25 protein-coding genes are annotated in these 25,082 nt (G+C 59.1%); 19 read left to right on the forward strand and 6 right to left on the reverse strand.

Going from position 1 to position 25,082, the window contains the following annotated elements; translation table 11 throughout:
• The first annotated feature begins 190 nt into the window (after positions 1–190).
• From acs to ACR0I7_RS05870, 8 genes are all read left to right on the forward strand, one after another.
• The gene (acs, locus tag ACR0I7_RS05835) at positions 191–2,155 is read left to right on the forward strand and encodes an acetate--CoA ligase (RefSeq protein ID WP_480509286.1); all 1,965 of its coding nucleotides are present in this window, start codon (positions 191–193) and stop codon (positions 2,153–2,155) included.
• Between the two features lie 7 nt (positions 2,156–2,162).
• Complete coding sequence (locus ACR0I7_RS05840) at positions 2,163–2,846, forward strand: adenylate kinase (RefSeq protein ID WP_480509287.1); 684 nt, start codon at positions 2,163–2,165, stop codon at positions 2,844–2,846.
• Between the two features lie 184 nt (positions 2,847–3,030).
• The gene (locus ACR0I7_RS05845) at positions 3,031–3,315 is read left to right on the forward strand and encodes a DUF4212 domain-containing protein (RefSeq protein ID WP_480509288.1); all 285 of its coding nucleotides are present in this window, start codon (positions 3,031–3,033) and stop codon (positions 3,313–3,315) included.
• Between the two features lie 5 nt (positions 3,316–3,320).
• Entirely contained in the window at positions 3,321–5,105 is a 1,785-nt protein-coding gene (locus tag ACR0I7_RS05850) for a sodium:solute symporter family protein (protein ID WP_480509289.1), read from the forward strand.
• Positions 5,106–5,212: 107 nt separating this feature from the next.
• On the forward strand, positions 5,213–7,036 hold the full coding sequence (locus ACR0I7_RS05855; RefSeq protein WP_480509290.1) for a DUF294 nucleotidyltransferase-like domain-containing protein: 1,824 nt from the start codon (positions 5,213–5,215) through the stop codon (positions 7,034–7,036).
• A gap of 58 nt (positions 7,037–7,094) precedes the next feature.
• Positions 7,095–7,613: a hypothetical protein gene (locus ACR0I7_RS05860; RefSeq protein ID WP_480509291.1), complete on the forward strand. Its 519-nt coding sequence runs from the start codon at positions 7,095–7,097 to the stop codon at positions 7,611–7,613.
• Between the two features lie 2 nt (positions 7,614–7,615).
• The gene (locus tag ACR0I7_RS05865; RefSeq protein ID WP_480509292.1) at positions 7,616–9,028 is read left to right on the forward strand and encodes a 3'-5' exonuclease; all 1,413 of its coding nucleotides are present in this window, start codon (positions 7,616–7,618) and stop codon (positions 9,026–9,028) included.
• Positions 9,029–9,115: 87 nt separating this feature from the next.
• Positions 9,116–9,616, forward strand: coding sequence for a flavin reductase family protein (locus ACR0I7_RS05870; RefSeq protein WP_480509293.1), 501 nt, complete (start codon positions 9,116–9,118; stop codon positions 9,614–9,616).
• Positions 9,617–9,618: 2 nt separating this feature from the next.
• On the opposite strand, the gene ACR0I7_RS05875 is transcribed toward ACR0I7_RS05870, so the two are convergent.
• The 4 genes from ACR0I7_RS05875 to ACR0I7_RS05890 are packed head-to-tail and all read right to left on the reverse strand — an operon-like array spanning position 9,619 to position 12,054.
• Positions 9,619–10,098, reverse strand: a complete 480-nt coding sequence (locus ACR0I7_RS05875; protein WP_480509294.1) for a DUF6505 family protein — start codon at positions 10,096–10,098, stop codon at positions 9,619–9,621.
• Complete coding sequence (locus ACR0I7_RS05880; RefSeq protein WP_480509295.1) at positions 10,095–10,802, reverse strand: biotin/lipoate--protein ligase family protein; 708 nt, start codon at positions 10,800–10,802, stop codon at positions 10,095–10,097. The genes ACR0I7_RS05875 and ACR0I7_RS05880 overlap by 4 nt, the downstream gene beginning before the upstream one ends.
• Positions 10,799–11,860: an Mrp/NBP35 family ATP-binding protein gene (locus ACR0I7_RS05885; RefSeq protein ID WP_480509296.1), complete on the reverse strand. Its 1,062-nt coding sequence runs from the start codon at positions 11,858–11,860 to the stop codon at positions 10,799–10,801. The genes ACR0I7_RS05880 and ACR0I7_RS05885 overlap by 4 nt, the downstream gene beginning before the upstream one ends.
• Positions 11,857–12,054, reverse strand: coding sequence for a DUF6494 family protein (locus ACR0I7_RS05890; protein WP_155143546.1), 198 nt, complete (start codon positions 12,052–12,054; stop codon positions 11,857–11,859). The genes ACR0I7_RS05885 and ACR0I7_RS05890 overlap by 4 nt, the downstream gene beginning before the upstream one ends.
• Positions 12,055–12,118: 64 nt before the next feature.
• Between ACR0I7_RS05890 and ACR0I7_RS05895 the strand changes: the two genes are divergently transcribed.
• Positions 12,119–12,847, forward strand: coding sequence for a c-type cytochrome (locus tag ACR0I7_RS05895; RefSeq protein ID WP_480509297.1), 729 nt, complete (start codon positions 12,119–12,121; stop codon positions 12,845–12,847).
• Here the strand turns inward: ACR0I7_RS05895 and ACR0I7_RS05900 are convergent.
• The gene (locus ACR0I7_RS05900; RefSeq protein WP_480509298.1) at positions 12,841–14,796 is read right to left on the reverse strand and encodes a 4Fe-4S binding protein; all 1,956 of its coding nucleotides are present in this window, start codon (positions 14,794–14,796) and stop codon (positions 12,841–12,843) included. The genes ACR0I7_RS05895 and ACR0I7_RS05900 overlap by 7 nt on opposite strands.
• Before the next feature lie 260 nt (positions 14,797–15,056).
• Here ACR0I7_RS05900 and ACR0I7_RS05905 point away from each other — a divergent pair, with 260 nt between their 5' ends.
• The 10 genes from ACR0I7_RS05905 (at position 15,057) to ACR0I7_RS05950 (ending at position 24,230) form a co-directional block, all read left to right on the forward strand.
• Positions 15,057–15,611, forward strand: coding sequence for a DUF3305 domain-containing protein (locus tag ACR0I7_RS05905; protein ID WP_480509299.1), 555 nt, complete (start codon positions 15,057–15,059; stop codon positions 15,609–15,611).
• The gene (locus tag ACR0I7_RS05910) at positions 15,608–16,186 is read left to right on the forward strand and encodes a DUF3306 domain-containing protein (protein WP_480509300.1); all 579 of its coding nucleotides are present in this window, start codon (positions 15,608–15,610) and stop codon (positions 16,184–16,186) included. Before ACR0I7_RS05905 ends, ACR0I7_RS05910 begins: the two co-directional genes overlap by 4 nt.
• A gap of 4 nt (positions 16,187–16,190) precedes the next feature.
• Positions 16,191–16,802, forward strand: coding sequence for a TorD/DmsD family molecular chaperone (locus tag ACR0I7_RS05915; protein WP_480509301.1), 612 nt, complete (start codon positions 16,191–16,193; stop codon positions 16,800–16,802).
• A gap of 56 nt (positions 16,803–16,858) precedes the next feature.
• Positions 16,859–17,047 (forward strand): ubiquinol-cytochrome c reductase iron-sulfur subunit N-terminal domain-containing protein, encoded by a 189-nt coding sequence (locus ACR0I7_RS05920; protein ID WP_480509302.1) that lies wholly within the window; start codon positions 16,859–16,861, stop codon positions 17,045–17,047.
• Positions 17,048–17,176: 129 nt separating this feature from the next.
• Complete coding sequence (locus ACR0I7_RS05925) at positions 17,177–20,071, forward strand: formate dehydrogenase subunit alpha (RefSeq protein WP_480509303.1); 2,895 nt, start codon at positions 17,177–17,179, stop codon at positions 20,069–20,071.
• A gap of 12 nt (positions 20,072–20,083) precedes the next feature.
• Entirely contained in the window at positions 20,084–20,677 is a 594-nt protein-coding gene (gene fdh3B / locus ACR0I7_RS05930; protein WP_170742543.1) for a formate dehydrogenase FDH3 subunit beta, read from the forward strand.
• A gap of 84 nt (positions 20,678–20,761) precedes the next feature.
• Complete coding sequence (locus tag ACR0I7_RS05935) at positions 20,762–21,955, forward strand: formate dehydrogenase subunit gamma (RefSeq protein ID WP_480509304.1); 1,194 nt, start codon at positions 20,762–20,764, stop codon at positions 21,953–21,955.
• Positions 21,956–23,218, forward strand: coding sequence for a c-type cytochrome (locus ACR0I7_RS05940; RefSeq protein ID WP_480509305.1), 1,263 nt, complete (start codon positions 21,956–21,958; stop codon positions 23,216–23,218).
• Between the two features lie 13 nt (positions 23,219–23,231).
• Entirely contained in the window at positions 23,232–23,357 is a 126-nt protein-coding gene (locus ACR0I7_RS05945) for a hypothetical protein (RefSeq protein WP_480509306.1), read from the forward strand.
• Positions 23,358–24,230: a substrate-binding domain-containing protein gene (locus tag ACR0I7_RS05950; RefSeq protein WP_480509307.1), complete on the forward strand. Its 873-nt coding sequence runs from the start codon at positions 23,358–23,360 to the stop codon at positions 24,228–24,230. It begins immediately after the preceding gene.
• A gap of 20 nt (positions 24,231–24,250) precedes the next feature.
• Here ACR0I7_RS05950 and ACR0I7_RS05955 read toward each other — a convergent pair whose 3' ends face one another.
• Positions 24,251–25,066, reverse strand: a complete 816-nt coding sequence (locus ACR0I7_RS05955; RefSeq protein ID WP_480509308.1) for an ABC transporter substrate-binding protein — start codon at positions 25,064–25,066, stop codon at positions 24,251–24,253.
• Positions 25,067–25,082 lie beyond the last annotated feature (16 nt).

The raw sequence follows: 25,082 nt of genomic DNA on the forward strand, positions 1-25,082 counted from the left end.
ATTGATTTTATTTACAAAATACCCAGTACTCAAAAAATTTCTTTACAAACAAATCCAAAGATTTCTGTTATTTATTCCATTGTTTTCAGATCCCCTTAATATCGCCAGCGAGGAGGAAGCGGGTCGACATTGCCAGTTCAGCAGGCAGAATCGACCTCATGAATATTAGCTCAAAGGGAGGAGCCCCAGAATGACCACCGCTGCTCAGGCAGAAGCCAAGGTATATCCGCCATCTGCTGATGTCGTTGCCCGTGCGCATGTCGATGCTGACAAATATAACGAGATGTACGCCGCCTCCATCAACGACCCCGTCGCGTTTTGGGATGAACAGGGCAAACGGATTGACTGGATCAAACCTTACACACAGGTCAAAGACGTCGATTACGATTTTGGCTCGGTTGGCATCAACTGGTACGCCGACGGCACCCTGAACGTTTCGGCCAACTGTCTGGACCGCCATCTGGAAACGCGCGGTGATCAGACAGCAATCATCTGGGAACCGGATGACCCAAATGACGCTGCTCAGCATATCTCATATGCTGAACTGCACCGTCGCACTTGCCGGATGGCTAACATCCTTGAATCGATGGGCGTGCGCAAAGGTGACCGCGTTGTCATCTATCTGCCGATGATCCCCGAGGCGGCTTATGCCATGCTGGCCTGTGCGCGTATCGGCGCAATTCACTCTATTGTATTCGCGGGATTTTCTCCCGATGCGCTGTCAGCACGGATCAATGGCTGTGACGCCAAGGTGGTCATCACCGCTGACGAAGCGCCCCGTGGCGGCCGCAAGACGCCGTTGAAATCCAACGCAGATGCCGCCCTGCTGCATTGCAAAGACACTGTCAAATGTCTGGTGGTCAAGCGGACCGGCGGGCAGACCACGTGGATTGATGGTCGCGACTATGACTATAACGAAATGGCGCTTGAGGCGGATGACTACTGCGCGCCCGCTGAGATGAATGCCGAAGATCCGCTGTTCATCCTGTATACCTCTGGTTCAACCGGTCAGCCCAAAGGCGTTGTGCACACAACCGGCGGCTATCTGGTCTATGCGGCGCTGACGCATGAGGTCACTTTTGACTATCACGACGGCGATATCTACTGGTGTACGGCGGATGTCGGATGGGTGACAGGCCACAGCTATATCGTCTATGGCCCGCTGGCCAACGGCGCGACCACATTGATGTTTGAGGGTGTACCGACCTACCCTGACGCCAGCCGGTTCTGGCAGGTGTGTGAAAAGCACAAGGTAAACCAGTTCTATACCGCTCCGACCGCGATCCGGGCCCTGATGGGGCAAGGTACTGAGTTTGTCGAGAAATGTGATCTGAGCGATCTCAGAGTGTTGGGCACCGTGGGCGAACCGATCAACCCTGAGGCCTGGAACTGGTACAACGATGTTGTCGGCAAGGGCAAATGCCCGATCGTCGACACTTGGTGGCAAACCGAAACCGGTGGCCATCTGATGACCCCGCTGCCGGGTGCGCATGCGATGAAACCCGGCTCAGCCATGAAGCCATTCTTTGGAATCGTCCCGGTTGTTCTGGACCCGCAATCCGGCGTTGAGATCGAAGGTAACGGGATCGAGGGCGTGCTGTGCATCAAAGACAGCTGGCCCGGTCAGATGCGGACGGTCTGGGGTGATCACGAACGGTTCCAGAAGACCTATTTCTCTGACTACAAAGGCTACTACTTCACCGGTGACGGCTGCCGTCGGGACGAAGATGGCGATTACTGGATCACGGGTCGTGTGGACGATGTGATCAACGTCTCGGGCCACCGCATGGGGACAGCCGAGGTTGAAAGCGCTCTGGTTGCGCATGCCGCTGTCGCTGAGGCTGCCGTTGTCGGTTATCCTCATGAAATCAAAGGACAAGGCATCTATTGCTATGTCACTTTGATGAATGATCGTGAGCCTTCGGATGATCTGCTGAAAGAGCTGCGCACATGGGTCCGCACCGAGATCGGCCCCATTGCCAGCCCGGATGTCATCCAATGGGCCCCTGGCCTGCCCAAGACGCGGTCCGGCAAGATCATGCGCCGCATCTTGCGCAAGATTGCCGAGAACGACTTTGGCTCGCTTGGGGATACATCGACGCTGGCAGATCCGTCTGTGGTCGAAGACCTGATCGAAAACCGTGCGAACAAGTGAGGCTGTGATGGACGCTGATACGATCACCACACCCGCAGTTCTGATCCTTCTCGGCCCTCCCGGCGCCGGGAAGGGTACGCAGGCGCGCATGCTTGAGGATAAATTCGGTCTGGTTCAGCTCAGCACGGGCGACCTGCTGCGCGCAGCGGTTGCGTCGGGAACTGAGGCCGGCAAGGCCGCCAAGGCTGTAATGGAAGCCGGTGATCTTGTCAGTGACGAGATCGTCATCGCCATCCTACGCGACCGGATGGGCGAACCTGACTGCGCTAGGGGCGTCATTCTGGATGGGTTCCCACGTACGGATGTGCAGGCACAGGCGTTGGACACGCTGTTGTCCGGATGCAACCAGAAAGTCAGCGCCGCGATCAGCCTCGAGGTTGAGGACGCCGAAATGGTTGTGCGCATCTCGGGCCGCTATACCTGCGCTGGTTGTGGCGAGGGCTATCACGACCGCTTCAAGATCCCGGTTGTCGAAGGCAAGTGCGATAAATGTGGCCACACCGAATTCAAACGTCGCGCGGATGATAACGCGGAAACCGTGTCCGCACGGCTTGACGCGTATCACGCGCAGACCGCGCCGCTTATTGACTACTACCAGAGTCACGGCGTGTTGAAGCGTACAAACGCCATGGGCGATATCGCAGATATCGCGCGCGATCTGGAGACGATCGTCGGCGACGCGATGAGATAAGGGGAGGAGAAAAGCCAGCTTAGGCTTTGATCCTAAAACAGAATACTTCAAAGGACCCGCTTTGGCGGACCAGAGAAGTTTTGCCTGGCGCCAAGCTGGCGTCCGGCACAATCAGAGAGCGGCCTACCCGCTGGAGGAGAAGGGTAAATGGCCGCGTCACGGAGGAAGCAAGGAGGAACCCGCAATGGCGGATCAATCAACAAACTCCGCGCAGGCTGCCGAGTCCGATAAGGGCTATTGGCAGGCTAACCTGCGCCTCATCTACATCAGCCTCATAATCTGGGCGCTGGTGTCGTTTGGATTCGGCATTCTGCTGCGTCCGTTGCTGTCTGGCATCGCCGTTGGCGGCACCGATCTAGGCTTTTGGTTTGCTCAGCAAGGATCGATTCTGGTCTTTCTGGTGCTGATCTTCAACTACGCCTGGCGCATGAACAAGCTGGACGCTGAGTACGGCGTGGACGAGGAGTAATCGGCATGGACCAGTTTACCATCAACCTGCTGTTTGTGGGCGCGTCCTTTGCGCTTTACATCGGCATCGCGATCTGGGCCCGCGCGGGTTCCACATCGGAATTCTACGCCGCCGGTCGCGGCATTCACCCGGTCACCAATGGTATGGCGACAGCGGCGGACTGGATGTCTGCGGCCTCGTTCATCTCGATGGCGGGCCTCATCGCGTTTACCGGCTATGACAACTCGACCTTCCTGATGGGTTGGACCGGTGGTTATGTGCTGTTGGCGCTGCTGCTGGCGCCGTACTTGCGCAAGTTTGGCAAATACACCGTGTCCGAGTTCATCGGTGACCGCTTCTACAGCCAGACCGCGCGTATCGTTGCGGTGATCTGTCTGATCGTGGCGTCGGTGACCTACGTGATCGGTCAGATGACCGGTGTGGGCGTGGCCTTTGGCCGCTTCCTCGAGGTTTCGAACACCGCAGGTCTGCTGATCGGTGCCGGCGTCGTGTTTGCATATGCGGTGTTTGGCGGGATGAAGGGCGTGACCTATACGCAGGTCGCACAATACTGCGTGCTGATCACGGCTTATACCATCCCGGCGATCTTCATCTCATTGCAGCTGACCGGCACACCTGTTCCGGCGCTGGGTCTGTTTGGCGACACCGCAAGTGGTGAGCCATTGCTGACCAAGCTGGATGCGATCGTGACCGAGCTGGGCTTTAACGAATACACCGCCCACCACTCGAACACGTTGAATATGGTATTGTTCACGCTGTCGCTAATGATCGGTACGGCTGGCCTGCCGCACGTCATCATGCGCTTCTTCACTGTTCCCAAAGTGTCTGACGCGCGCTGGTCCGCCGGTTGGGCGCTGGTCTTCATCGCCTTGCTGTATCTGACCGCCCCCGCGGTTGGTGCCATGGCACGCCTGAACATCAGTGACATGATGTGGCCCAATGGTGGTATCGAAGGTGGCGCGGTTTCGGTCGAAGATATCGACAACGACCCGCGTTATGACTGGATGGCCACTTGGCAGAAAACCGGTCTGCTGGACTGGGAAGACAAGAACGGTGACGGCAAGATCCAGTACTACAACGATGCTAATGCCGACATGCAGGCCCTGGCTGAGGAAAAAGGCTGGGTCGGAAACGAGCTGACCAAGTTCAACCGTGATATCCTGGTTCTGGCCAATCCCGAGATTGCCAACCTACCGGGTTGGGTGATCGGTCTGGTCGCGGCCGGTGGTCTTGCGGCTGCCCTGTCGACCGCTGCGGGTCTGTTGCTGGCGATTTCGTCGGCTGTATCTCACGACCTTGTCAAAGGTGCGATCAACCCGCAAATCTCTGAAAAGGGAGAGCTTCTGGCAGCGCGGATCGCCATGGCGGTGGCCATCGTTGTTGCAACCTATCTGGGTCTCAACCCACCGGGCTTTGCGGCACAAACCGTGGCTCTAGCATTCGGTCTAGCGGCAGCCTCGATCTTCCCGGCGCTGATGATGGGGATCTTCTCGACCCGCATCAACAACACCGGTGCGGTTGCGGGTATGCTGGCAGGTCTGGTTGTCACGCTGGTCTACATCTTCCTGCATAAGGGCTGGCTGTTCATTCCGGGCACCAACTCTTTCACCGATGCTGATCCACTTCTGGGTCCGATCAAGTCGACCTCGTTCGGCGCTATCGGTGCGATGATCAACTTTGCGGTTGCCTACACAGTTGCAGGCATGACCAAAGAGACTCCGCAGGAGATCAAGGATCTAGTCGAAAGCGTCCGCATTCCCCGTGGCGCGGGTGCGGCTCAGGATCACTGAGCATGATGGGGCGGACAGGCTATCCTGAGACCGCTACATCTTTCGACTGACTGTTCCCGCCCGGCATTCCACCGGGCGGGATTTTTCCCTCAATCCAGAGAAACCCAATGCCGCTGTCCCACGATCAGATCACCCGGTTTCTGAAATCTGTGCACCCATATGACTCTCTGCCCGCCCCGGTGCTGGATCAGATTGCACAGCAGATCGAGGTTTGGGAGGTCGCGCCCGGCGCGCGTGTCTATGACCTGGGGCATGCCCTGCCCGGCGTTTTTGTCATCTACGAAGGTTTGGTTGAAATCACCGATCAGAACGGCGCGGTAGTGTCACATCTGGGTTTGCGCAACTCGTTCGGGGAACGCGGGCTGCTCAAAGACGGCAAAGCTGCGACCAAAGCCTGTGCGCAGACCCGATCAATTCTGATGATACTCCCCCCCGACCTGATCAAAGACCTGATCGACGGTCACGAGGTGGTATCGAAATTCTTTACCCGCACGCGTGGTGGCCGCACTGGCCCGCAAAGCCTTGCGACCAGCGCGATTGATATCCTGATGGCCCATAACCCGGCCACCTGCCCGCCGGATACAACGGTCCGAGATGCGGCGCGGTTGATGCGGGACAAAAAGATTTCTTCGCTTTGTGTCACCGCCGCAGACCGGCTGCAGGGTATCGTGACCCAGCGGGATATCTCGGGAAAATTCGTGGCCGAAGCTATGGCCGCGGACACCCCGGTTTCGGCAATTATGACCTCTGATCCCATCACACTAGGCCCCACCGATATCGGGTCTGACGTCCTGCATGTCATGATGGAGCGCGGCATTGGCCATATTCCGATTTGCGAGGGCAACCGTCTGGTCGGCATCGTCACCCAGACGGATCTCACGCATTATCAGGCCGTCAACTCTGCCGAGCTTGTCCGCCGGATTGCGCAGGCCAGCTCGGCCGAGGATATGGCGCATGTGACCGCCGAGATACCGCAGCTGCTGGTGCAGTTGGTTGCGGGTGGCAACCGGCATGAGATCGTGACCCGCCTGATCACCGATATCGCCGATACAGCCACCCGCCGTTTGCTGGCCTTGGCGGAACAGACATTGGGGCCGCCGCCCGTACCGTATCTCTGGCTGGCCTGCGGATCACAAGGACGTCAGGAACAAACCGGTGTCTCGGACCAGGACAACTGTCTGATGCTGGATAACAGTGTCTCGAAAGACGACATGCCTTACTTCACGGCGCTGGCCAAATTCGTGTCGGATGGGCTGGACACCTGTGGGTATTTCTACTGCCCCGGTGACATGATGGCGACCACCCCCCGCTGGTGTCAGCCGGTGCGTGTCTGGCGCGATTATTTCGATGGCTGGATCGCCAAACCGAACCCCGAGGCGCAGATGCTGGCCTCGGTCATGTTTGATCTGCGCCCGATTGGCGGCGCGGTCGAGCTGTTCTCGGATCTTCAAGCCGAGACGTTGGCCAAAGCCAGCGCCAATTCGATTTTTGTCGCCCATATGATCTCGAATTCGCTTAAACACACCCCACCACTGGGTCTGCTGCGCGGCTTTGCGACGATCCGGTCAGGCGAACATCGCAACACGCTCGACCTGAAGCATAACGGCGTCGTGCCCGTGGTCGATCTGGCGCGTATCTACAGCCTGCAAGGACAACTGCCCGAGGCGAATACGCGGGCACGACTGAAAGCAGCCGAGAGCCAGGGCATCCTCAGCCCATCAGGTGCCCGCGACCTGATCGAGGCCTATGATCTGATCGCTGAAACGCGGCTGGAGCATCAGGCCAGACTGATCAAAGCCAGCTCCGATCCTGACAATTACCTGCCCCCGTCTGCACTGTCGGATTTTGAGCGCAGCCACCTGCGCGATGCGTTCGTTGTGGTAAAAACGATGCAATCTGCGATTGGTCATGGCAAGGGGATGCTGGGATGAGGCAAGCTTGGCGCAGCAGCAGGCAAAGTGACACTGCCCGACAAAACGGAGAGGCGACATGTTTCTGGAGTTGATTGGCACGATCTTCGCAGGTTTTGCGTTCGCTGGCATCGTCATGGTTATCAACAAGCTGACCGGGGGGCGGCTGCCAAAATGGGCAGCACCAGTTGCCGCCGGCGCTGGCATGATCGGTATGACCATTACCAGCGAGTATTCGTGGTATGGACGCACCATAGAGACGCTGCCAGATGGGCTGACCATTGTGCAAGAGGTCGAAAGCCGTGCGTTCTATCGCCCGTGGACCTACGCGGTTCCGTTTGTGGATCGTTTTGCAGCCATCGACACAGTGTCTGTCCGCACCCACGAACAGGTCCCGGATGAGCGCCTTGTTGATATGTATTTCTTTGGTCGCTGGGCCCCCGTTTCCAAACTGCCGGTCGCGGTCGACTGCGCCGAGATGCGCCGCGCCAATCTTGCCGACGGGGCCGAATTCGCCAATGATGGCCGCCTGTTGAACGCCGATTGGATCACGGTCGGCGCGGATGATCCTGTGGTCGAGGCGACCTGCGAGGTCTGACGATGCTGACACATCTGAGCCTGCGTCTTCGGATTTTTCTGTTCTTTTGCCTGCTGGCGATCGGCGGGATTGTCATCAGCGCAATTGCGCTGTGGATCAGTTATAAACGGGTGGGCGATCCGGCACTGATCAACGCCTATATCTTTGCGGAAATCCTCATCGCCTTCGGGTTCCTGGCCCTGATCGCCGGGGTCTGGCTGCTGTTCGACGACAATGTCGCCAAACCCATCGAGCGTCTGTCTGCGGAACTGCGCAGCCGCGCGCATGCCGGAGTCAGCACAGAGATGGATGCCACGGCGGCTCGCTATCTGGGGGATCTGGCCCCTGCCGCTGCCGGATTGGCCGGGCAACTAGCGCAAAACGCGATGAGCACTGCCGAAGCCATTGCAGCCGAAACGGAACAGCTGGCGTCCGAGAAGAAACGCCTGACCGCCCTGCTGTCAGAGATACCGGTTGCGATGCTGCTGGCCAGTCCGAGCCATCAGATTGTCCTCTATGACGCACAGGCCGCAGGCGTTCTGGCCCAGATTGCTCACCCGCGGCTGAATGCGTCGCTGTTTGACTATCTTGACCGTAGATCCTTGATCGAAGCCTACGACAAACTGTCAAAGACCGGTCGGGATGTTGCCTGCACACTGGTCAGCGTTGACGGAAATCAGAGCTACAGCGCGCGGATGAAACCCTTGGGTGATGCGCCGGGCTATATGCTGATCTTCGAGGACAGCGTGGCCCAGATTGCACCCGACGCGGCCCGCCCGCTGATCTATGACTTTGATCTGTTGGAAACTTCGGGTGATGGGGACTTTGACAGCCGCCCGCTGACCGATCTGTGTTTTGTCGTCTTCGACACCGAAACCACTGGCCTGCTGCCCCACAAGGACGAGATCGTCCAGATCGGGGCCGTACGAGTGGTAAAGGGCAAGATCATCGAGGGCGAGCAGCTTGATACACTGGTCGATCCCGGCATTCCCATTCCACCCGCATCGACCAAGGTTCACAAGGTCAGCGATCACATGGTTCAGGGTGCCCCCGACATCGCACAGGCTGGTCGGGCGTTCCATGACTTTGCCCGCGATGCGGTGATCGTGGCCCATAATGCGCCCTTTGACATGGCGTTTTTGCGCCGTCATGCAAAGCGGATGGGGGTCGAATGGACCCATCCCATTCTGGACACGGTCTTGCTGTCTGCGGTGGTGTTTGGCGCCAGTGAAACCCACACGCTGGATGCGCTATGTGAACGATTGGGGATCACGCTCCCCGACCATCTGCGCCACACCGCATTGGGCGACGCAGTGGCCACAGCTGAAACGCTTGTCCGGATGCTGCCCATTCTTCAGGCGCGCGGCATGACGACCTTTGGCGACGTCATCGCCGAGACCCGGAAACATGGCCGGTTGCTGGAAGATCTGAACTGACCGAAATCCTCTGTGTCAGATTCAGCTTTTCATGGACAATCCGCTTGCAGCATGGCACCTCAGGCTAGGCGGCAAAACGAGCATGCAATGACCGATAAGACTTTCATCCCCGGCCCCGAAAACAGCCTTGCCTTTCGCGAAGCGCTGGGATGTTTCGGAACCGGCGTCACCGTTGTCACGACGGAAACGCCAGACGGGCCCGCCGCAATTACGGTCAACTCTTTTGCATCGGTTTCGCTGGACCCGCCGCTGGTTCTTTGGTGCCTGGCGAAAGATTCTAACCGTTTTGAAACATTCAGGAACTGCCAGCACTACGCGATTCATGTTATGTCGCAGAACCAGCAAGAACAGGCGCTGCGCTTTGCCCAAAACGGCTCGGATTTCTCACATTCAGAGTGGACCGCCGATCAGGATGGACGCCCACAGCTGACGCAGTGTCTTGCGCGTTTTGATTGCAGCCTGTTCGATTGTCACGAGGCCGGTGACCACCTGATCCTTGTTGGTCAGGTCAAATCCGTACTGCACCGCGCAGGTCAGGGACTTATCTTCAAACGTGGTCAGTTTGGCGGGTTCGTCGACCTGTTCTGAGTTCAGTCGTCCAGCGCGCCATGTACCGCCAGCGCCTCTAACTCTGCCTCTTGCGGTGCAATTGCGCGGAATGCCTCGCGCACGCCTGCATCCGTCAGTTCACGCGCAACGGTCAGCAGGACATTGGGATCATGATCGTCACAGAGATCGGACATGTGGGCAATTTCATCCCGGGCCACACCCAGCGCGGCCTCAACCGACGGCGCGCCGTAGTATTGCACAAAATGCTCGGCCAGATTTTGGGCAATCTGTTCGATCTCAGCGTCCTGAACCTGCGTCACCGCGACGAATGTCACGCGCCCAAATGTCTCAAGACCCAACCAGCCATTGGCAAAGGCCTGTCGCGCCTTGCCCTCCAAATCCGCATCGGTCCAGTTTGAAAACTCGAACCCGCCCGAGATGCACCATTCACCGGTTCTTGCAGGTGCATGAAACACGCGCATGTCGCTTTCATCGAAATGGATGGCGCGGGCCAGTTTCATGCGTTTGTCTCCAACAAAATTGTCAGCGGCAACAATTGGGTATCCGCCTCATCGCGGACTAGCATACCAAACCGTTCGTCGGTTCCCAGAAAAATACCCGAACGCCCGCTTTGCGTGATGGGTTCACCAACCCCGGTCAGCAGGCCCATCCATTCGGCATGTAAGGGCGCGTTGCCATCGCCTTGCCAGCGGTTGAGCCATGTCAGCATGTGGCGTGACCAGCTTTCGACCAGTTGCACCGGCTCGATATCGGCGCAGCCTTCGTCGCCCAGCGCTGTGACATCGGGCGTTTCGCCCGGAGCCTCGGTGGTCTGCAGCAAGGCCAGTTCCCATCCGATCACCAGCCAATCGGGCACGTCATCCTGATCAGCGGTCGAGCTTGCGGCGCGGAACAGACCACAACGCGCGCCGTTCACACGGATCACGCCATCCCAGCCTAGATGTACGGCAACTTCTGGCGGGGCAAGCGCGCCCAGCGCGTTCTGAAATCCAACCGCGCAGAGCGGCAGCATCGCCATCGCGTCACCCAAGGGTACTTCGGGGGCAAACACAATGGCGACCCGCAGCCGGTCGGCCTGAATGTTGTAGACAACACGGCCCGCATCACAGCCCAGCGCGGCAAGCGCCTGAGCGCGCTCGAACGGATCTTCCCCACCCAACCCCGGATGTCCCGACAGCAGCGGGGGAAAGACCGGCTGGCTCATGCGTTGCCCTTGGCGATCAGGTCACGGGCAATCCGACGGAAAGCATCGGCCTGTTGGCTCTCGGGTTTGCTGACCACGATCGGCGCGCCGCTATCTGCCGCCACGCGAATGTCCAGATGCAACGGTATTTCACCGAGCAACGGCACACCCAGCGACGCGGCTTCGGAGGCGACGCCACCATGACCAAAGACATGCTCCTCATGCCCACAGTTCGAGCAGATATGGGTCGACATATTCTCAATCATCCCGATGATGGGTGTCTTGAGCTGGTTGAACATATCGATCCCCTTGCGGGCGTCGATCAGCGCCACGTCCTGAGGTGTCGAAACCACAATGGCACCGTCCACCTGAAACTTCTGGCTGAGGGTCAATTGCACGTCACCGGTGCCGGGCGGCAGATCGACGATCAGCACGTCCAGACCGCCCCACTGCACCTGCCCCATCATCTGTTGCAGCGCGCCCATCAACATCGGGCCGCGCCAGACCACGGCCTGCCCTTCGTTGGTCATCAGACCCATCGACATCATGGTCACGCCATGATTGCGCAGCGGCAGGATGGTCTTGCCATCCGGGCTGGCCGGACGTCCCGACACGCCCAACATACGGGGCTGGGACGGGCCATAGACATCCGCGTCCAGCAGGCCAACACGGCGACCCTCGGCCGCCAGCGCACAGGCCAGATTGGCCGACACGGTCGACTTACCAACGCCGCCTTTGCCCGAAGCAACCGCGATGATCCTGTCAACGCCCGGGACAGCCTGAGGGCCGGTTTGCGACGGTTTCGGCTTGGGCTTGAGGTCCGGTGGGGCCTTGTCCGAATGCGCCGTCATCATGGCCGACACCTTGCTGACGCCCTCAACCATCTCTGCCGCCTTTTCGGCGGCAGCGCGCACCGGCTCCATCCGTTCGGCATGTTTGGGGTCGATCTCAAGCACGAAACGCACCGTATCCGCCTCGACGTTCAGCGCGCGGACGATGCCTGCGCCCACGATGTCCTGCCCCGAGACGGGGTCCGTGATCTTTTTCAGGTTCGCCAGAACCGCGTCGCGAATGCTCATGCGTCGCCGTCCTTGATCTGACCTGTCACCACATGCTCGACCTCGAGACCGTCGATGGTCAGCACCATCTTGGCCTCAAAGCTTTTGCCCGCGGGGCTGCCTGCCTTGCGCAGGCCTTCCTCGATGGCTTGCTGACTGGTCACGCCAACCTGCTTCAGGAATTTGCGCATCGACATATTGTAATCGCCGCTCATCGCATGGGTCTCCGTCTGGTTCTGTTCATTTGACGCATTTACCCGAACCCCGTTAGGCTGGGTCATGCGCTGTGTGTTGTTGTGCCTGAGCCTGACGCTCTACGCCAGCCCCTCTTGGTCGCAGGAGGAGCTTGGCCTTGCCGCGCCCGACGCCGTTCAGCAATCCGGCCTTCTCAAACATATTCTGCCGCGGTTCTCTCTCAAGACCGGGATTCGGATTGTTGCGCGGGATACCGGCCAGATCGAACTTACCGAAGGCCCGCCCGGCGATCCGGTATTTCAGCGCGATGGGATCATCTATCATCTGCGCATCCAGAATGACCCACAACAGGAACAGTTTCGCGAATGGCTGCTGTCAGACATAGGAAAACGAACCATCGAGAGCTTTGCCCCAGCCGAAGGTGCCCCTTTTGAAGCAAGCATCGAGGTCGCCGTGGCGGCAGAGCCCGTCGAGATTGACGGAGATGCCGCTTTGGGAGAAACGCTGTCGCTGACCCATTGCGGGCGGTGTCATGTGATCGGCCCACAGAACCGGATGAACGGGCTGGGCTCGACCCCGTCCTTTGCGGTGCTGCGCGCCATGCCGAACTGGTCGGAACGTTTTGAGGTGTTCTATGTCCTCAACCCACACCCGGCCTTTACCCAGATCGAGGGGATCACACCCCCGTTTGACCCGCAACGCCCCTCGCCCATCTTCCCGGTTGCGATCACACAGGAACAGCTTGAGGCGATTCTGGCCTATGTTTCGGTGATCTCTGCCGCAGATCTGGGCGCGCCCCTGCAACTTCAATGATCCTTGCGCTTTCCGAAGTAATCGTCGGTCGTTACCACTTTGGGCCTTGGCTCTGACGCAAAGGGGGTGTCCTTGCTCTGGAACTGAACGGTGACGCGGCAGTTGTCACACATCTGGATCATTTTTGCCTGCTCTGAGGTGGCAAACATCGGGTGGGTGCCGGACAGTTTCTCCATGATCCGCTCAACGGTCGATTTCACACCAAACAGCGCGCCACATTCGATACAGGCAAACGGCTCTTCCTCGTTCAGGACTTTCTGAGACAGCGCCTCATCGCTCAGGTTCAATTGCGGCACCAGAGAGATTGCCGTTTCGGGGCAGATGGTCTGACACAACCCGCATTGCAGGCAGGCATCTTCCTGAAAATTGAGCTGCGGCATATCCGGGTTGTCGATCAACGCGCCTGACGGGCACAGCGATACACAGCTGAGGCAAAGGGTACAGGCATTGGTATCAACAGCGATCGCTCCATAGGGAGCATTTTCCGGTAATGGCAGCGGGGCCTCGGCCTGCGGGTTCAGGGCCTGCGCCGCAAGGCGCGCGATCTGGCGACGGTTCCCCAATGGCAGAACCGGATCGGTCAGGGGTGCAGGAATATCCTGCGCATAAAGCAGATCAGACAGGACATCCGGGTCGGCCTCGTCAATCAAACCCAGAGCCCCTGCCTCCGCGATGGCCTTTGCAAGCGCAAGCTCCTGATCCAAACCGTCGCGTTCGGTTTTGGGCGACATCAGAACGTCGACCCGCGCAAAACCGTGCGCGAGTCCTGCCAGCATTTCTGCATGACCAAAGCCTGAGATGACAGGCAACTCCAGTGGGACTACATCTGCTGGCAGCCCTCGGCCAAAACGTGCGGCCAAACGGATCATATCGGCGCCGTGGCTATCATGCACCAGCAGTCGGGGCGCCTGACCACCTGCGCTGCGATAGGTCCGTGCCAGTATGTGCATTCTGGACAGAATGGCTGAAACAGGTGGGTCCTCATAGGTGATAGCGGTCGAAGGGCACAGCGCGGCACAGGCACCACACCCTGCACAGACCATCGGGTCGATTTCCACATGTTCACCAGCTGGCGTTATTGCCCCGGTGGGGCAGATATCCAGACAATTCGAACACCCGACCTGCTCGGCCCGCGAATGGGCGCACAGCGTCTCTTCGACCCGCACATATAGTGGCTTCTCAAAAGTGCCGACCAGTTGCGCCGCCTCAAAGGCCAGGTGCGCAACCGCGAGGGTATCGCGCGGATCAGCGCGCAGATACCCTTCGCGTTTATGCGGCGCAGCGACAAAGGGTGTGCCGCCCGCCAGATCAATGACGATATCACAGCGGGACGTCGCGCCGTCGCGCGGCGCGCTCCAGCTGAAAACGCCGCGGCCACCGGGCTGCATCTGTTGCAGTTGATCAATGCGCACGCCGAACCCGCCCAATGCCCCCGAGACGGCCCTGACCTGCCCGCGCACAACATCAAAGTCACGGCTGATTGGCTCAGACTCATCCGTTTGCAGAACGGTGACTGCAAGTGTCTCAGACAGCTTCTGCGCCAGTGCAAAAGCAATCTCGCCCGGCCCGATAATGCAACAGGTACCTTCACTGACGACATCTACGCTGGGTGTGACGGGATGCGGCAGCAAGGCCTCAGCAGCCAGCGCTGCCATCTTTGCGGTGGCATCCGATCCCTCATCAGACCATCCCGCGCGATCTCTGAGGTCGACAAAGCCGAAAGGCTCAGCGTCCAGTTCATCTGCGAGTTCCGTAAAGACCGCCGCTTCCTGCTGGCAGGCGACTGTGATGTCTGCGCCCTGTTGCACAAGGTCGGCAACAACGCCCAGCTCGCGCGTGCACAGCGCAGTATGAACCTTGGAGCACTCAACCCCGCTAGCAGCCGATATTTCGTCTGGATTCAGCGATTGCGTCCCGGCGCAATCGCACAACACCAATTTACTGACCATTTCCTCCCTCGGACTTTTCCTCGCCCACATGCACCTTAGCCTTAATCCCAAACTTGGCAATGCACAGCGCCGGTGGGGGTTATCAAATTATGCATTATTATTCATATACCTGACCTCATCAGCACTGCCTTCACCTTAAAAGCGGACAAACAGATGGAAATTACGTCATATTTCTGCAAATGCGGGCTTGGCACGTGATCAATTTGTGTATCATAGTACATCTCAAGAGAGGCTGGGGAGAGCCTTTCGGGGAGGTGCCAGTGGCTGAGGCCGCAAGCCGTATTGAAATGCCGGTTGGCGTCGTTGTGCGCAAAACGCCCGGGGTGACCCATTGGGCGCGGTGGAACTGGCGTGCAGTGGCTGTATTGCCCGGCGCAGGCCCCGCCGATTGGGTCGAACTGCGGCGCGAAGGCGACGCGGTCGAATACCATGCCGCCACCCTTCCCCTCACCCTTTGGCGCGACGAAACCGAAGCGTACCTGACCAATCTGGCCGACGGGCAACCGTCCATTTATCTGGTGTTGCGGGATGAGCCCGCGGGAGATCGCCCCCTGAATGCTGTATTGATCACCGCTTCGCCATTCGAAGGACAGGACTACGCCGATACCGGCGAAGAGATCGTGGAAAAGATCCCTATGACCGCGGGCCTTATCGCCTGGCTGCGCGACTTTACCCTGCAACACCACAAGGATGAGGAATTCGTAAAACGCCGCCGCGATAAAAAGCGCGTTGATCTGGTCGAAGACGGCCGAGGTGATGCGCGCATTCGTCAGGCATCGGATGTCTATCGCGCCCCGCGGAGGATCATCCAATGAGCGAAACCCGCAACTTCTGGTCCCGCCGCAAAGCCGCCGTTCTGGCCGAAACCGAAGCGGAACGCGAGGCTCTGAAAGCCGCCGTTGCCGCCGATGAGCAAGCCGCGCTTGAGGCCAAAACAGATGATGAAATTCTGGCAGAATTCAATCTGCCCAACCCGGATGATTTGCAGCCGGGAGATGATGTCTCAGGCTTTATGACACAGGCTATCCCTGACCGTCTGCGCCGCCGTGCCTTGCGGCGTCTATGGCGGCTGAACCCGGTTTTGGCCAATGTCGATGGCCTTGTCGATTATGGCGAAGACTATACCGATGCAGCCTGCGTAATCGAAAACCTGCAGACGGCTTATCAGGTAGGCAAAGGAATGCTGGCGCATATCGAGGCGTTGGCCGCGGACGACCCCGAAGACGAGGACACGCCCAACGAAGCCATTGAGGACGAAGCACCTGACTTAATACCAGAGCTAAAAGCGCCACCAGCACCTGTAGCAACCTACAGCCCACAGATCGACGCGCCCGAGGATGTCATGGCATCCCCTGCTCCACGGCGCATGAAATTTGAATTTGAAAGATAACCAGATGACAGCAGGCAGTGCCCAAAATCTGGAGTTTTCAGCAGAAGACCGCCTGCGCGCGGACTTCTACAACTTTCTGGGCCTTCTTTTGGCTGGCCCACCGGATCAGTTGCTGCTGGATCAGATTGCGGGGCTGGAAGGCGATGATACGGATCTTGGACAAGCCATTCAGGCCATGGCGCGGGTGGCAAAAGTGACCAAACCTGCAGCGGCAGAGCGAGAGTTCAATGCCCTCTTCATCGGTCTGGGACGCGGTGAGTTGCTGCCCTATGCAAGCTTCTATCTAACAGGTTTTCTGAACGAAAAACCGCTGGCGCAGCTGCGCAATGACATGGCGGCGCGCGGCATCACCCGTGCCGCAAATGTTTTTGAGCCCGAAGACAACATCGCCTCGCTGATGGAGATGATGGCGGGCATGATCGTCGGCCGCTTTGGCCCGCCTGCTCTTTTGGAAGAACAGAAATCTTTCTGGAACAAACACATAGGCCCTTGGGCCGCACATTTCTTTTCAGATTTGGAAGCAGCCGAGAACTCGGTTCTCTATGCCTCGGTCGGCACCGCCGGTCGGGTGTTCATGGAGATCGAGCGCGAAGCATTCCGAATGACGGCGGCCTGATCCGCCTTTCGCCGGTGCCGCAGCGCACCAAAACGCAAATGGGAAAGGAGGATCCCATGAGCAAGACAAAGGAAGACGGCGCAACCCGCCGGGATTTCCTGAAACTGGCCGGAACCGCAGCGCCTGCTGCCGTTGCCGCCGCCAGCCTGAGCGGTGAAGCACAGGCAGCTGAGCTACCTGTGGATGAGACCCGCATTCAAGATACCGCGCACACCCGCGCGTATCTAAAAAGCGCGCGCTTCTAAGCCGCCACGACTGCGCCCGGTTCGCGAACCGGACGATGTCCCCCGACGGACGGTTGCGATTGGCCCTGATGTCGGCACCAGCAGTACCAAGCCAGCCGTGGCTTACACGGCGCGCAAGGGAGGAAAGAAATGCTTAGGAAAAAGACCAACGGGGTTGCGAGACGCCCCCAGCGGACAAGTATCCTGTCCCAGGTCGGCGAGAAAACCGTCGATCGCCGCGCATTCCTGCGTGGATCGGGCCTGACGATAGGCGGCCTTGCCGCTATCAGCGCCACGGGTGGAACCGTGACGCAAGCCAGCGCCCAGACAGCGGCCAACCAGGCCGTCGAGAATATCAAATCCGTCTGCACCCACTGCTCGGTCGGCTGCACCGTGGTTGCCGAAGTGCAAAACGGTGTCTGGGTCGGGCAGGAACCCGGCTGGGACAGCCCGTTCAATCTGGGTGCGCATTGCGCCAAGGGGGCCTCGGTCCGTGAACACGCCCATGGCGAGCGCCGCCTGAAATATCCGATGAAAAAGGAAGGCGGTGAGTGGAAGCGCATCAGCTGGGATCAGGCGATCGACGAGATCGGCGGTGGCATGATGCAAATCCGCGACGAATCCGGGCCCGACAGTGTCTACTGGCTGGGGTCGGCGAAACATAACAATGAACAGGCCTATCTGTTCCGCAAATTCGCCGCCTACTGGGGCACGAACAACGTGGACCATCAGGCCCGTATCTGTCACTCGACCACTGTTGCGGGCGTTGCGAACACATGGGGCTACGGTGCCATGACCAACTCGTATAACGACATGCACAACAGCCGCGCGATCTTCATCATAGGTGGTAACCCGGCCGAGGCGCACCCCGTTTCGCTGCTGCATATCCTGCGCGCGAAAGAGCAGAACAACGCGCCACTGATCGTCTGCGACCCGCGCTTCACCCGCACGGCGGCGCATGCGGATGAGTATGTCCGCTTCCGCCCCGGCACCGACGTTGCGCTGATCTGGGGTATCCTGTGGCACATCTTTGACAATGGCTGGGAGGACAAAGAGTTCATCCGCACCCGTGTCTGGGGCATGGACCAGATCCGCGAAGAGGTTGCCAAGTGGAACCCCGACGAGGTTGAGCGGGTCACCGGCACCCCAGGCTCGCAGCTGCGTCGCGTGGCCCGGACCATGGTAAACAACCGCCCCGGCACCGTTGTCTGGTGCATGGGTGGGACACAGCATACCAATGGCAACAACAACACCCGCGCTTACTGCGTGCTGCAGCTTGCGCTTGGCAATATGGGCACCTCGGGGGGTGGCACCAACATCTTCCGCGGCCATGACAACGTGCAGGGCGCGACGGACCTTGGCGTTCTGTCCCATACCCTGCCCGGCTATTATGGCCTGTCGAAGGGTGCTTGGGGTCATTGGGCCCGTGTCTGGGGTGAAGATCCCGAATGGCTGGCAGGCCAGTTTGCCACGATCAAGGACAAGGAAGGCAAGGACAAACCGCTGCAGAACGAGCGCGGCATCCCGGTTTCCCGCTGGATCGACGGTGTTCTGGAAGACCCGGCCAACATGGATCAGGACAACAACGTCCGGGCCATGGTTCTGTGGGGCCACGCGCCCAACTCGCAGACGCGGATGACGGAAATGAAGACGGCGATGGAGAAGCTGGACATGCTGGTCGTGATTGACCCGTATCCCACCGTCTCGGCCGTTCTGCATGACCGCACCGATGGCGTCTATCTGCTGCCCGCCTGTACGCAGTTCGAAACCCGTGGCTCGGTCACGGCGTCGAACCGGTCGCTGCAGTGGCGGGATCGTGTTGTCGAGCCGTTGTTCGAAAGCTTGCCGGATGAGGTCATCATGGCCAAATTCGCCAACAAGTTCGGCTGGGCGGATCGGCTCTTCCGCAATATCGAGATGGACGATCCGGAAACCCCGAATGTTGAAAGCATCACGCGTGAGTTCAACTCGGGCCTCTGGACCATCGGCTATACCGGTCAGTCGCCGGAACGTCTGAAAAGCCATATGGCCAACCAGCACACGTTCGACAGAACCACGCTGCAAGCCATTGGTGGACCCAACGACGGCGAGTATTATGGTCTGCCCTGGCCCTGCTGGGGAACGGCTGAGATGGGTCATACGGGAACACCAAACCTCTATGACATGTCCAAACCGGTGGCCGAAGGCGGCCTGACCTTCCGCGCGCGCTTTGGCGTGGAACGCGATGGCGACAACCTGCTGGCCGAAGGGGTCTATAGCGTCGGATCGGAGATTCAGGATGGATACCCTGAATTCACGATGCAGATGCTGATGGACCTTGGCTGGGATGGCGATCTGACGGCTGAGGAACGTGCGGCCATTGACGCCGTTGCGGGGCCAGAAACCAACTGGAAGACCGACCTGTCGGGCGGCATCCAGCGAGTTGCGATCGAGCATGGCTGTGCGCCCTTCGGGAACGCCAAAGCCCGCGCGGTTGTCTGGACCTTCCCGGATCCGATCCCACTGCACCGCGAGCCGCTTTATACAAACCGGCGCGATCTGGTGGAGGACTATCCGACCTACGAGGACCGGCATGCCTATCGCCTGCCCACCCTGTATGCATCGATCCAAAAGAACGACTTTTCAAAGGATTACCCGATAATCCTCACGTCAGGTCGTCTGGTCGAGTATGAAGGTGGCGGCGAAGAAACCCGGTCGAACCCGTGGCTGGCCGAGCTGCAGCAGGACATGTTCGTCGAGATCAACCCGCGCGATGCCAACAACCTTGGTATCCGCGACGGGCAACAGGTCTGGGTCGAAGGTCCTGAGGGCGGCAAGGTCAAGGTGATGGCGATGCTGACCAACAGGGTCGGCGCCGGCGTGGCCTTTATGCCGTTCCATTTCGGTGGCCATTATCAGGGCGAGGACCTCAGATCGAAATACCCGACCGGTGCCGATCCCTATGTGCTGGGTGAAAGTTCAAACACCGCCCAGACCTATGGCTACGATTCAGTGACCCAGATGCAGGAGAGCAAATGCACTCTCTGCAAAATCTGGGCAGCGTAAGGAGGACATTACATGGCTAGAGCAAAGTTTCTCTGCGACGCTGAACGCTGCATCGAGTGCAACGCCTGCGTCACCGCGTGTAAGAACGAACACGAGGTGCCTTGGGGCATCAACCGCCGCAGGGTGGTGACGATCAATGACGGCAACCCGGGCGAACGCTCGATCTCGGTGGCTTGTATGCATTGCTCGGATGCGCCTTGCATGGCGGTGTGCCCGGTCGACTGCTTCTATCAGAACGAAGAAGGGGTCGTCCTGCACTCCAAGGACCTGTGCATTGGCTGTGGTTATTGCTTCTACGCGTGCCCCTTCGGCGCGCCGCAATATCCGCAGGCAGGCAATTTCGGATCGCGCGGCAAGATGGACAAATGTACCTTCTGCGCTGGCGGCCCGGAAGAGAACCACTCGACCGCAGAGTTCGCCAAATATGGACGCAACCGGATCGCCGAAGGCAAACTGCCCATCTGCGCCGAGATGTGTTCCACCAAGGCCCTGCTTGCCGGTGACGGCGACGTGGTCTCGGCCATCTACCGCGAGCGTGTCGTTGCGCGCGGATTTGGCTCGGGCGCGTGGGGCTGGGGCACGGCCTACGACCAGAAGGACGGCTGACGCGCCTTCGACATGATGAACAGATGGCCCGTCTCGGCGGGCCATCTGTCACGGAATTTTCAAGGATTTTTCACAGAGGTTCAGATGTTCCGCATACTCATCGCATTTCTTCTTTCGCTTGGGATCGCGCAGGCTGTGTCTGCACAGTCTGCACCCACTGCCAATGAGCGTACGGCCACCGGCGGCGCGACCACATTGGAAGACATCATGGCGCGGCAGCGCGGCGAAAAAGTGGACGACAGCTATCGCTCCGACAATACCGGACAGGGAAATGCCGAGGGTTTGCTGGGACAGTTGGGAACGCGCGGGGTGGCGTCTGACAGCGATGTTTATCGCGCGTTGCGCTATGGGTCGGCGGATGTGACCGTCTCATCCAAGGGACCGGCGGCGGGTGTTTTGATTCAGGATGGCGGCATGTGGTGGCTGAATTTCCGCACCGGCCCGCTGCGCGACTATGGCACGTATATTCTGGGTGGCATGCTGATTGTGCTGCTGCTGTTCTTCGCGATCCGGGGCAAGATCCGGATCGACGGTGAAAAAACAGGGCGCACCGTCACCCGGTTTTCCGGCTTTGAACGGTTCGGACACTGGCTGTTTGCCGGATCGTTCCTGATCCTTGGCCTCACCGGTCTTTTGACCCTGTATGGTCGCGATTTCCTGATCCCGCTTGTCGGAAAAGAAGGCTTTGCCACCATTGCACAAGGCTGCAAATGGCTGCACAACAATCTGGCATGGGCTTTCATACTGGGCCTGATCATCATCACGCTGAACTGGATCAGCCATAACATTCCCAACCGCACCGACCTGAAATGGCTGGCCGCCGGGGGCGGGTTGTTCACCAAGGGCAGCCACCCGCCCGCCAGGAAATTCAACGCCGGTCAAAAGGTCATCTTCTGGGCCTGTATCCTGTTGGGCGTCTCGATCAGCCTCTCGGGCCTGTCGCTGCTGTTTCCGTTTGAAATGCCGCTGTTTGCCAAGACCTTCTCGATTGCAAACACGACAGGCATTCCACAGATGCTGGGCCTGACACTGCCCGTACAAATGTCACCACAGGAAGAGATGCAATATGCCCAAGTCTGGCATGTGATGGTGGCCTATGTCTTCATCGCCATCATCATCGCCCATATCTATCTGGGCTCGGTTGGCATGGAAGGGGCGTTTGACGCCATGGGCTCTGGCGAAGTCGAAGAACAATGGGCCCGCGAACACCACTCGCTGTGGCTGCAAGAGGTTCAGGACAAAGAGGCCAGCAAAGGGGCGGCCTCACCCGCAGAATAGATGCGAGGTTTTGCGCTGACCCTGATGTTGCTCCCCCTGCCCGCGGGGGCAGAGTTTTTTACGCTGAAAGGTCATGGCGGTCCTATCATGGGGATCGCAGCCGCCCCGGACGGGCGCATTGCAACAGCAAGCTTTGACAACTCGGTTGGCCTCTGGACCGGACAGCGCCCTGAGTGGCTAGAAGGGCACGAAGCCGCCGTGAACTCGGTCGCGTTCAATGGAACCGCGATCTATTCCGCAGGTGATGACTTTACCCTGCGCCGTTGGCCCGGAGGCGAAATCGTCGGACGACATCAGGGCAAGATTGTTGGCTTAGCCGCGTCCAAAACATTGGTTGCGACTGCCAGCTGGGACGGAACAATTGGCCTGTGGCCGGTGGATGGGTCAGAACCCGCGATCCTTGGACCAACTGGCAGCGGCGTCAACGCGGTGATATTTTCGCCCGATGGCGCCCTGCTCTATTCCGCTGGAATGGATGGGACGTTGCGCATCTGGGATGTGGCCAACCGGCAAGAGCAAAGCCGCCTGGTGGAGCATGGTTTTGGCATCAACGAATTGGTGCTGAACGCGCAGGACAACTGGATCGCCTATGGCGCGGTCGATGGCGTCACGCGCATTCTTAACCTTGAAACAGGGGAAGAGCGTGATTTCACACTGGATCGCCGCCCCATCCTCGCCATTTCGCTCAGCCCGGATCGACGCCGTCTGGCTGTGGGCGATGGCGAGGGCCATATCATGGTGATCGACACTGTTGACTGGCGTATCGCTCAGGATTTTCGCGCCACCTTGCGCGGGCCGGTCTGGGCACTGGCCTTTTCAGCTGATGGGCAGAACATCCACGCCGGGGGCATCGACAACGCGATGTATAGCTGGCCCATCGCAGCCCTGTCGGATCAGCAACAAATGACCGCATCCGAGCCGAGTTTTCTGAAAGACCCTGACGAGATGGACAATGGCGAGCGCCAATTTGCCCGGAAATGTTCGATCTGCCACAGCCTGACGCCGGAAAGTGAACGGCGCGCAGGTCCGACCTTGCATGGTATCTTTGGGCGGCAGGCGGGCACGTTGCCGGGATATTTCTACTCGGATACATTGCAAGACTCTGATATCATTTGGAATGAAGAGACGATAAATGCCCTTTTCGATGAGGGGCCAGACCACTACATTCCGGGGTCCAAGATGCCGATGCAACGGATCACGGAACCGCAGGACAGGACCGATCTGATCACCTTTCTGCGCCGCGCGACGGCCAATCAGAACTGAACCGGAGGAGACCATGAAAGCATTTCTCGCCGCCATCGCCGCAATGGTCGTCATCACGGCTGCAGCACCGATGACACTGGACCGCATCGGGTTCTCTTCTGCCGAAACCGGCAGCGGCTCGGCGGTGCGCCTCGACTGAATGTCCGAGTACCTGACAACCCGCGAACTGGCTGACCTGCTGCGCATTGGCGAGCGAAAGGCGTATGATCTGGCGTCTTCCGGCGAGATCCCCTGCGTACGTGCCATGGGCAAGCTGTTATTCCCAAGGTCCGAGATTATTGCCTGGCTCAACGCCTCGCGCTCGGGTCCGCAGGTGGTTGAACCGCCCCTGCCCCCGATTGTTGCCGGCAGCCATGACCCCTTGCTGGACTGGGCCCTGCGCGAAAGCGGATCGGGCTTGGCCACCTATTATGACGGATCATTTGACGGAATTACCCGCCTTGCAGAGCGCAGCGCACAGGCGGCCGCTCTTCATATCCACGAAAGTGACGGCTTCAACACACAGACCATACGAGACGCAATGGGCGAAGCCCCGGTTGTTCTGGTCGAGGTTGCGCAGCGCCAGCGCGGTTTGCTGCTGTCCCCCGGCACGTCGGGAATCTCCGGCTTTGCCGACCTCAAGGCCCGCCGGATCGTCCTGCGCCAGAACAGTGCTGCCAGCCAACGCCTGTTCGAATCCCAATTATCAGCCGTAGGCATCGACCTTACCGAGCTGTCGGCCCTGTCCACCCGCGCCCGCACCGAAGAAGAGCTGGCCATCACCCTACAAGAGGGCAAGGCCGAGGTTGGCTTCGGCCTTGCGGCTCTGGCTGGGATCTATGGTTTGCACGTGATCCCGACCCATTCAGAACGGCTGGACCTTGCGATCTGGCGGCGCGCCTATTTTGACCCGCCGATGCAGAAGCTTTTGGGCTTTTTGCAGTCAGAACGCTTCGCAGCCCGCGCGGCAGAGCTGGGAGGGTATGATTTGACCAATCTCGGGCACATTCACCACAACGGTGCCAGCGGCTGATCAGACCCTACTCTCGTACGTCATTGGGCGTTTGGAAAGAACAATTGCTGCCCGTCAATCACGTAGGACTCGATTGCGGTCTGACCGTCCGGCCCCGTCAACCAATCGATGAACCGCTGCCCGGCATTTGCCCGAACGCCTGCGTGCCTTTCAGGGTTCACGAGGATCACGCCATATTGGTTGAACAAGCGCGGATCGCCTTCGACCAGAACCTCAAGATTGCCTCGGTTGCCAAAGGACAGCCAGGTCGCACGATCGGTCAGGGTATAGGCATCCATACCGCTGGCGATATTAAGGGTCGCCCCCATTCCTGATCCGGTTTCCCGATACCACGCGCCCGAAGCGTCAGATGGTTGAACGCCCGCCGCCTGCCAATGGCGCATCTCTGCCTTATGGGTTCCACTGTTGTCGCCCCGTGATGCGAACGGCGCTTGTGATCCTGAAATGGCCTGCAGGGCCGCGACGATATCGTCGCCTCCTTTGACGCCGGCGGGGTCAGACTTGGGGCCGATCAAAACAAAGTCGTTATACATGACATCCCGGCGTTCAACGCCCCAACCATCTGCTACAAACTGTTCTTCATCCGACTTTGAATGCACCAACAGGACGTCTCCGTCCCCGTTGATCGCGTTGCGGATCGCCTGCCCGGTTCCAACGGCAACGATACGCACGTCGATGCCGGTTTCAGCCTCAAACCAGGGCAAAATATAGTCAAACAACCCCGAGTTCTGCGTCGAGGTCGTGGACTGCACGATAATAAACGGCTCTTCCGCACCCGCCGCGCCCACCGATAGGCCAAGTGAAATCAATGCTGCCCGAATGTAGTTCCGGATCATTCTGAACTCCGTCTTT

The organism is Ruegeria sp. AM1, from assembly GCF_056540745.1.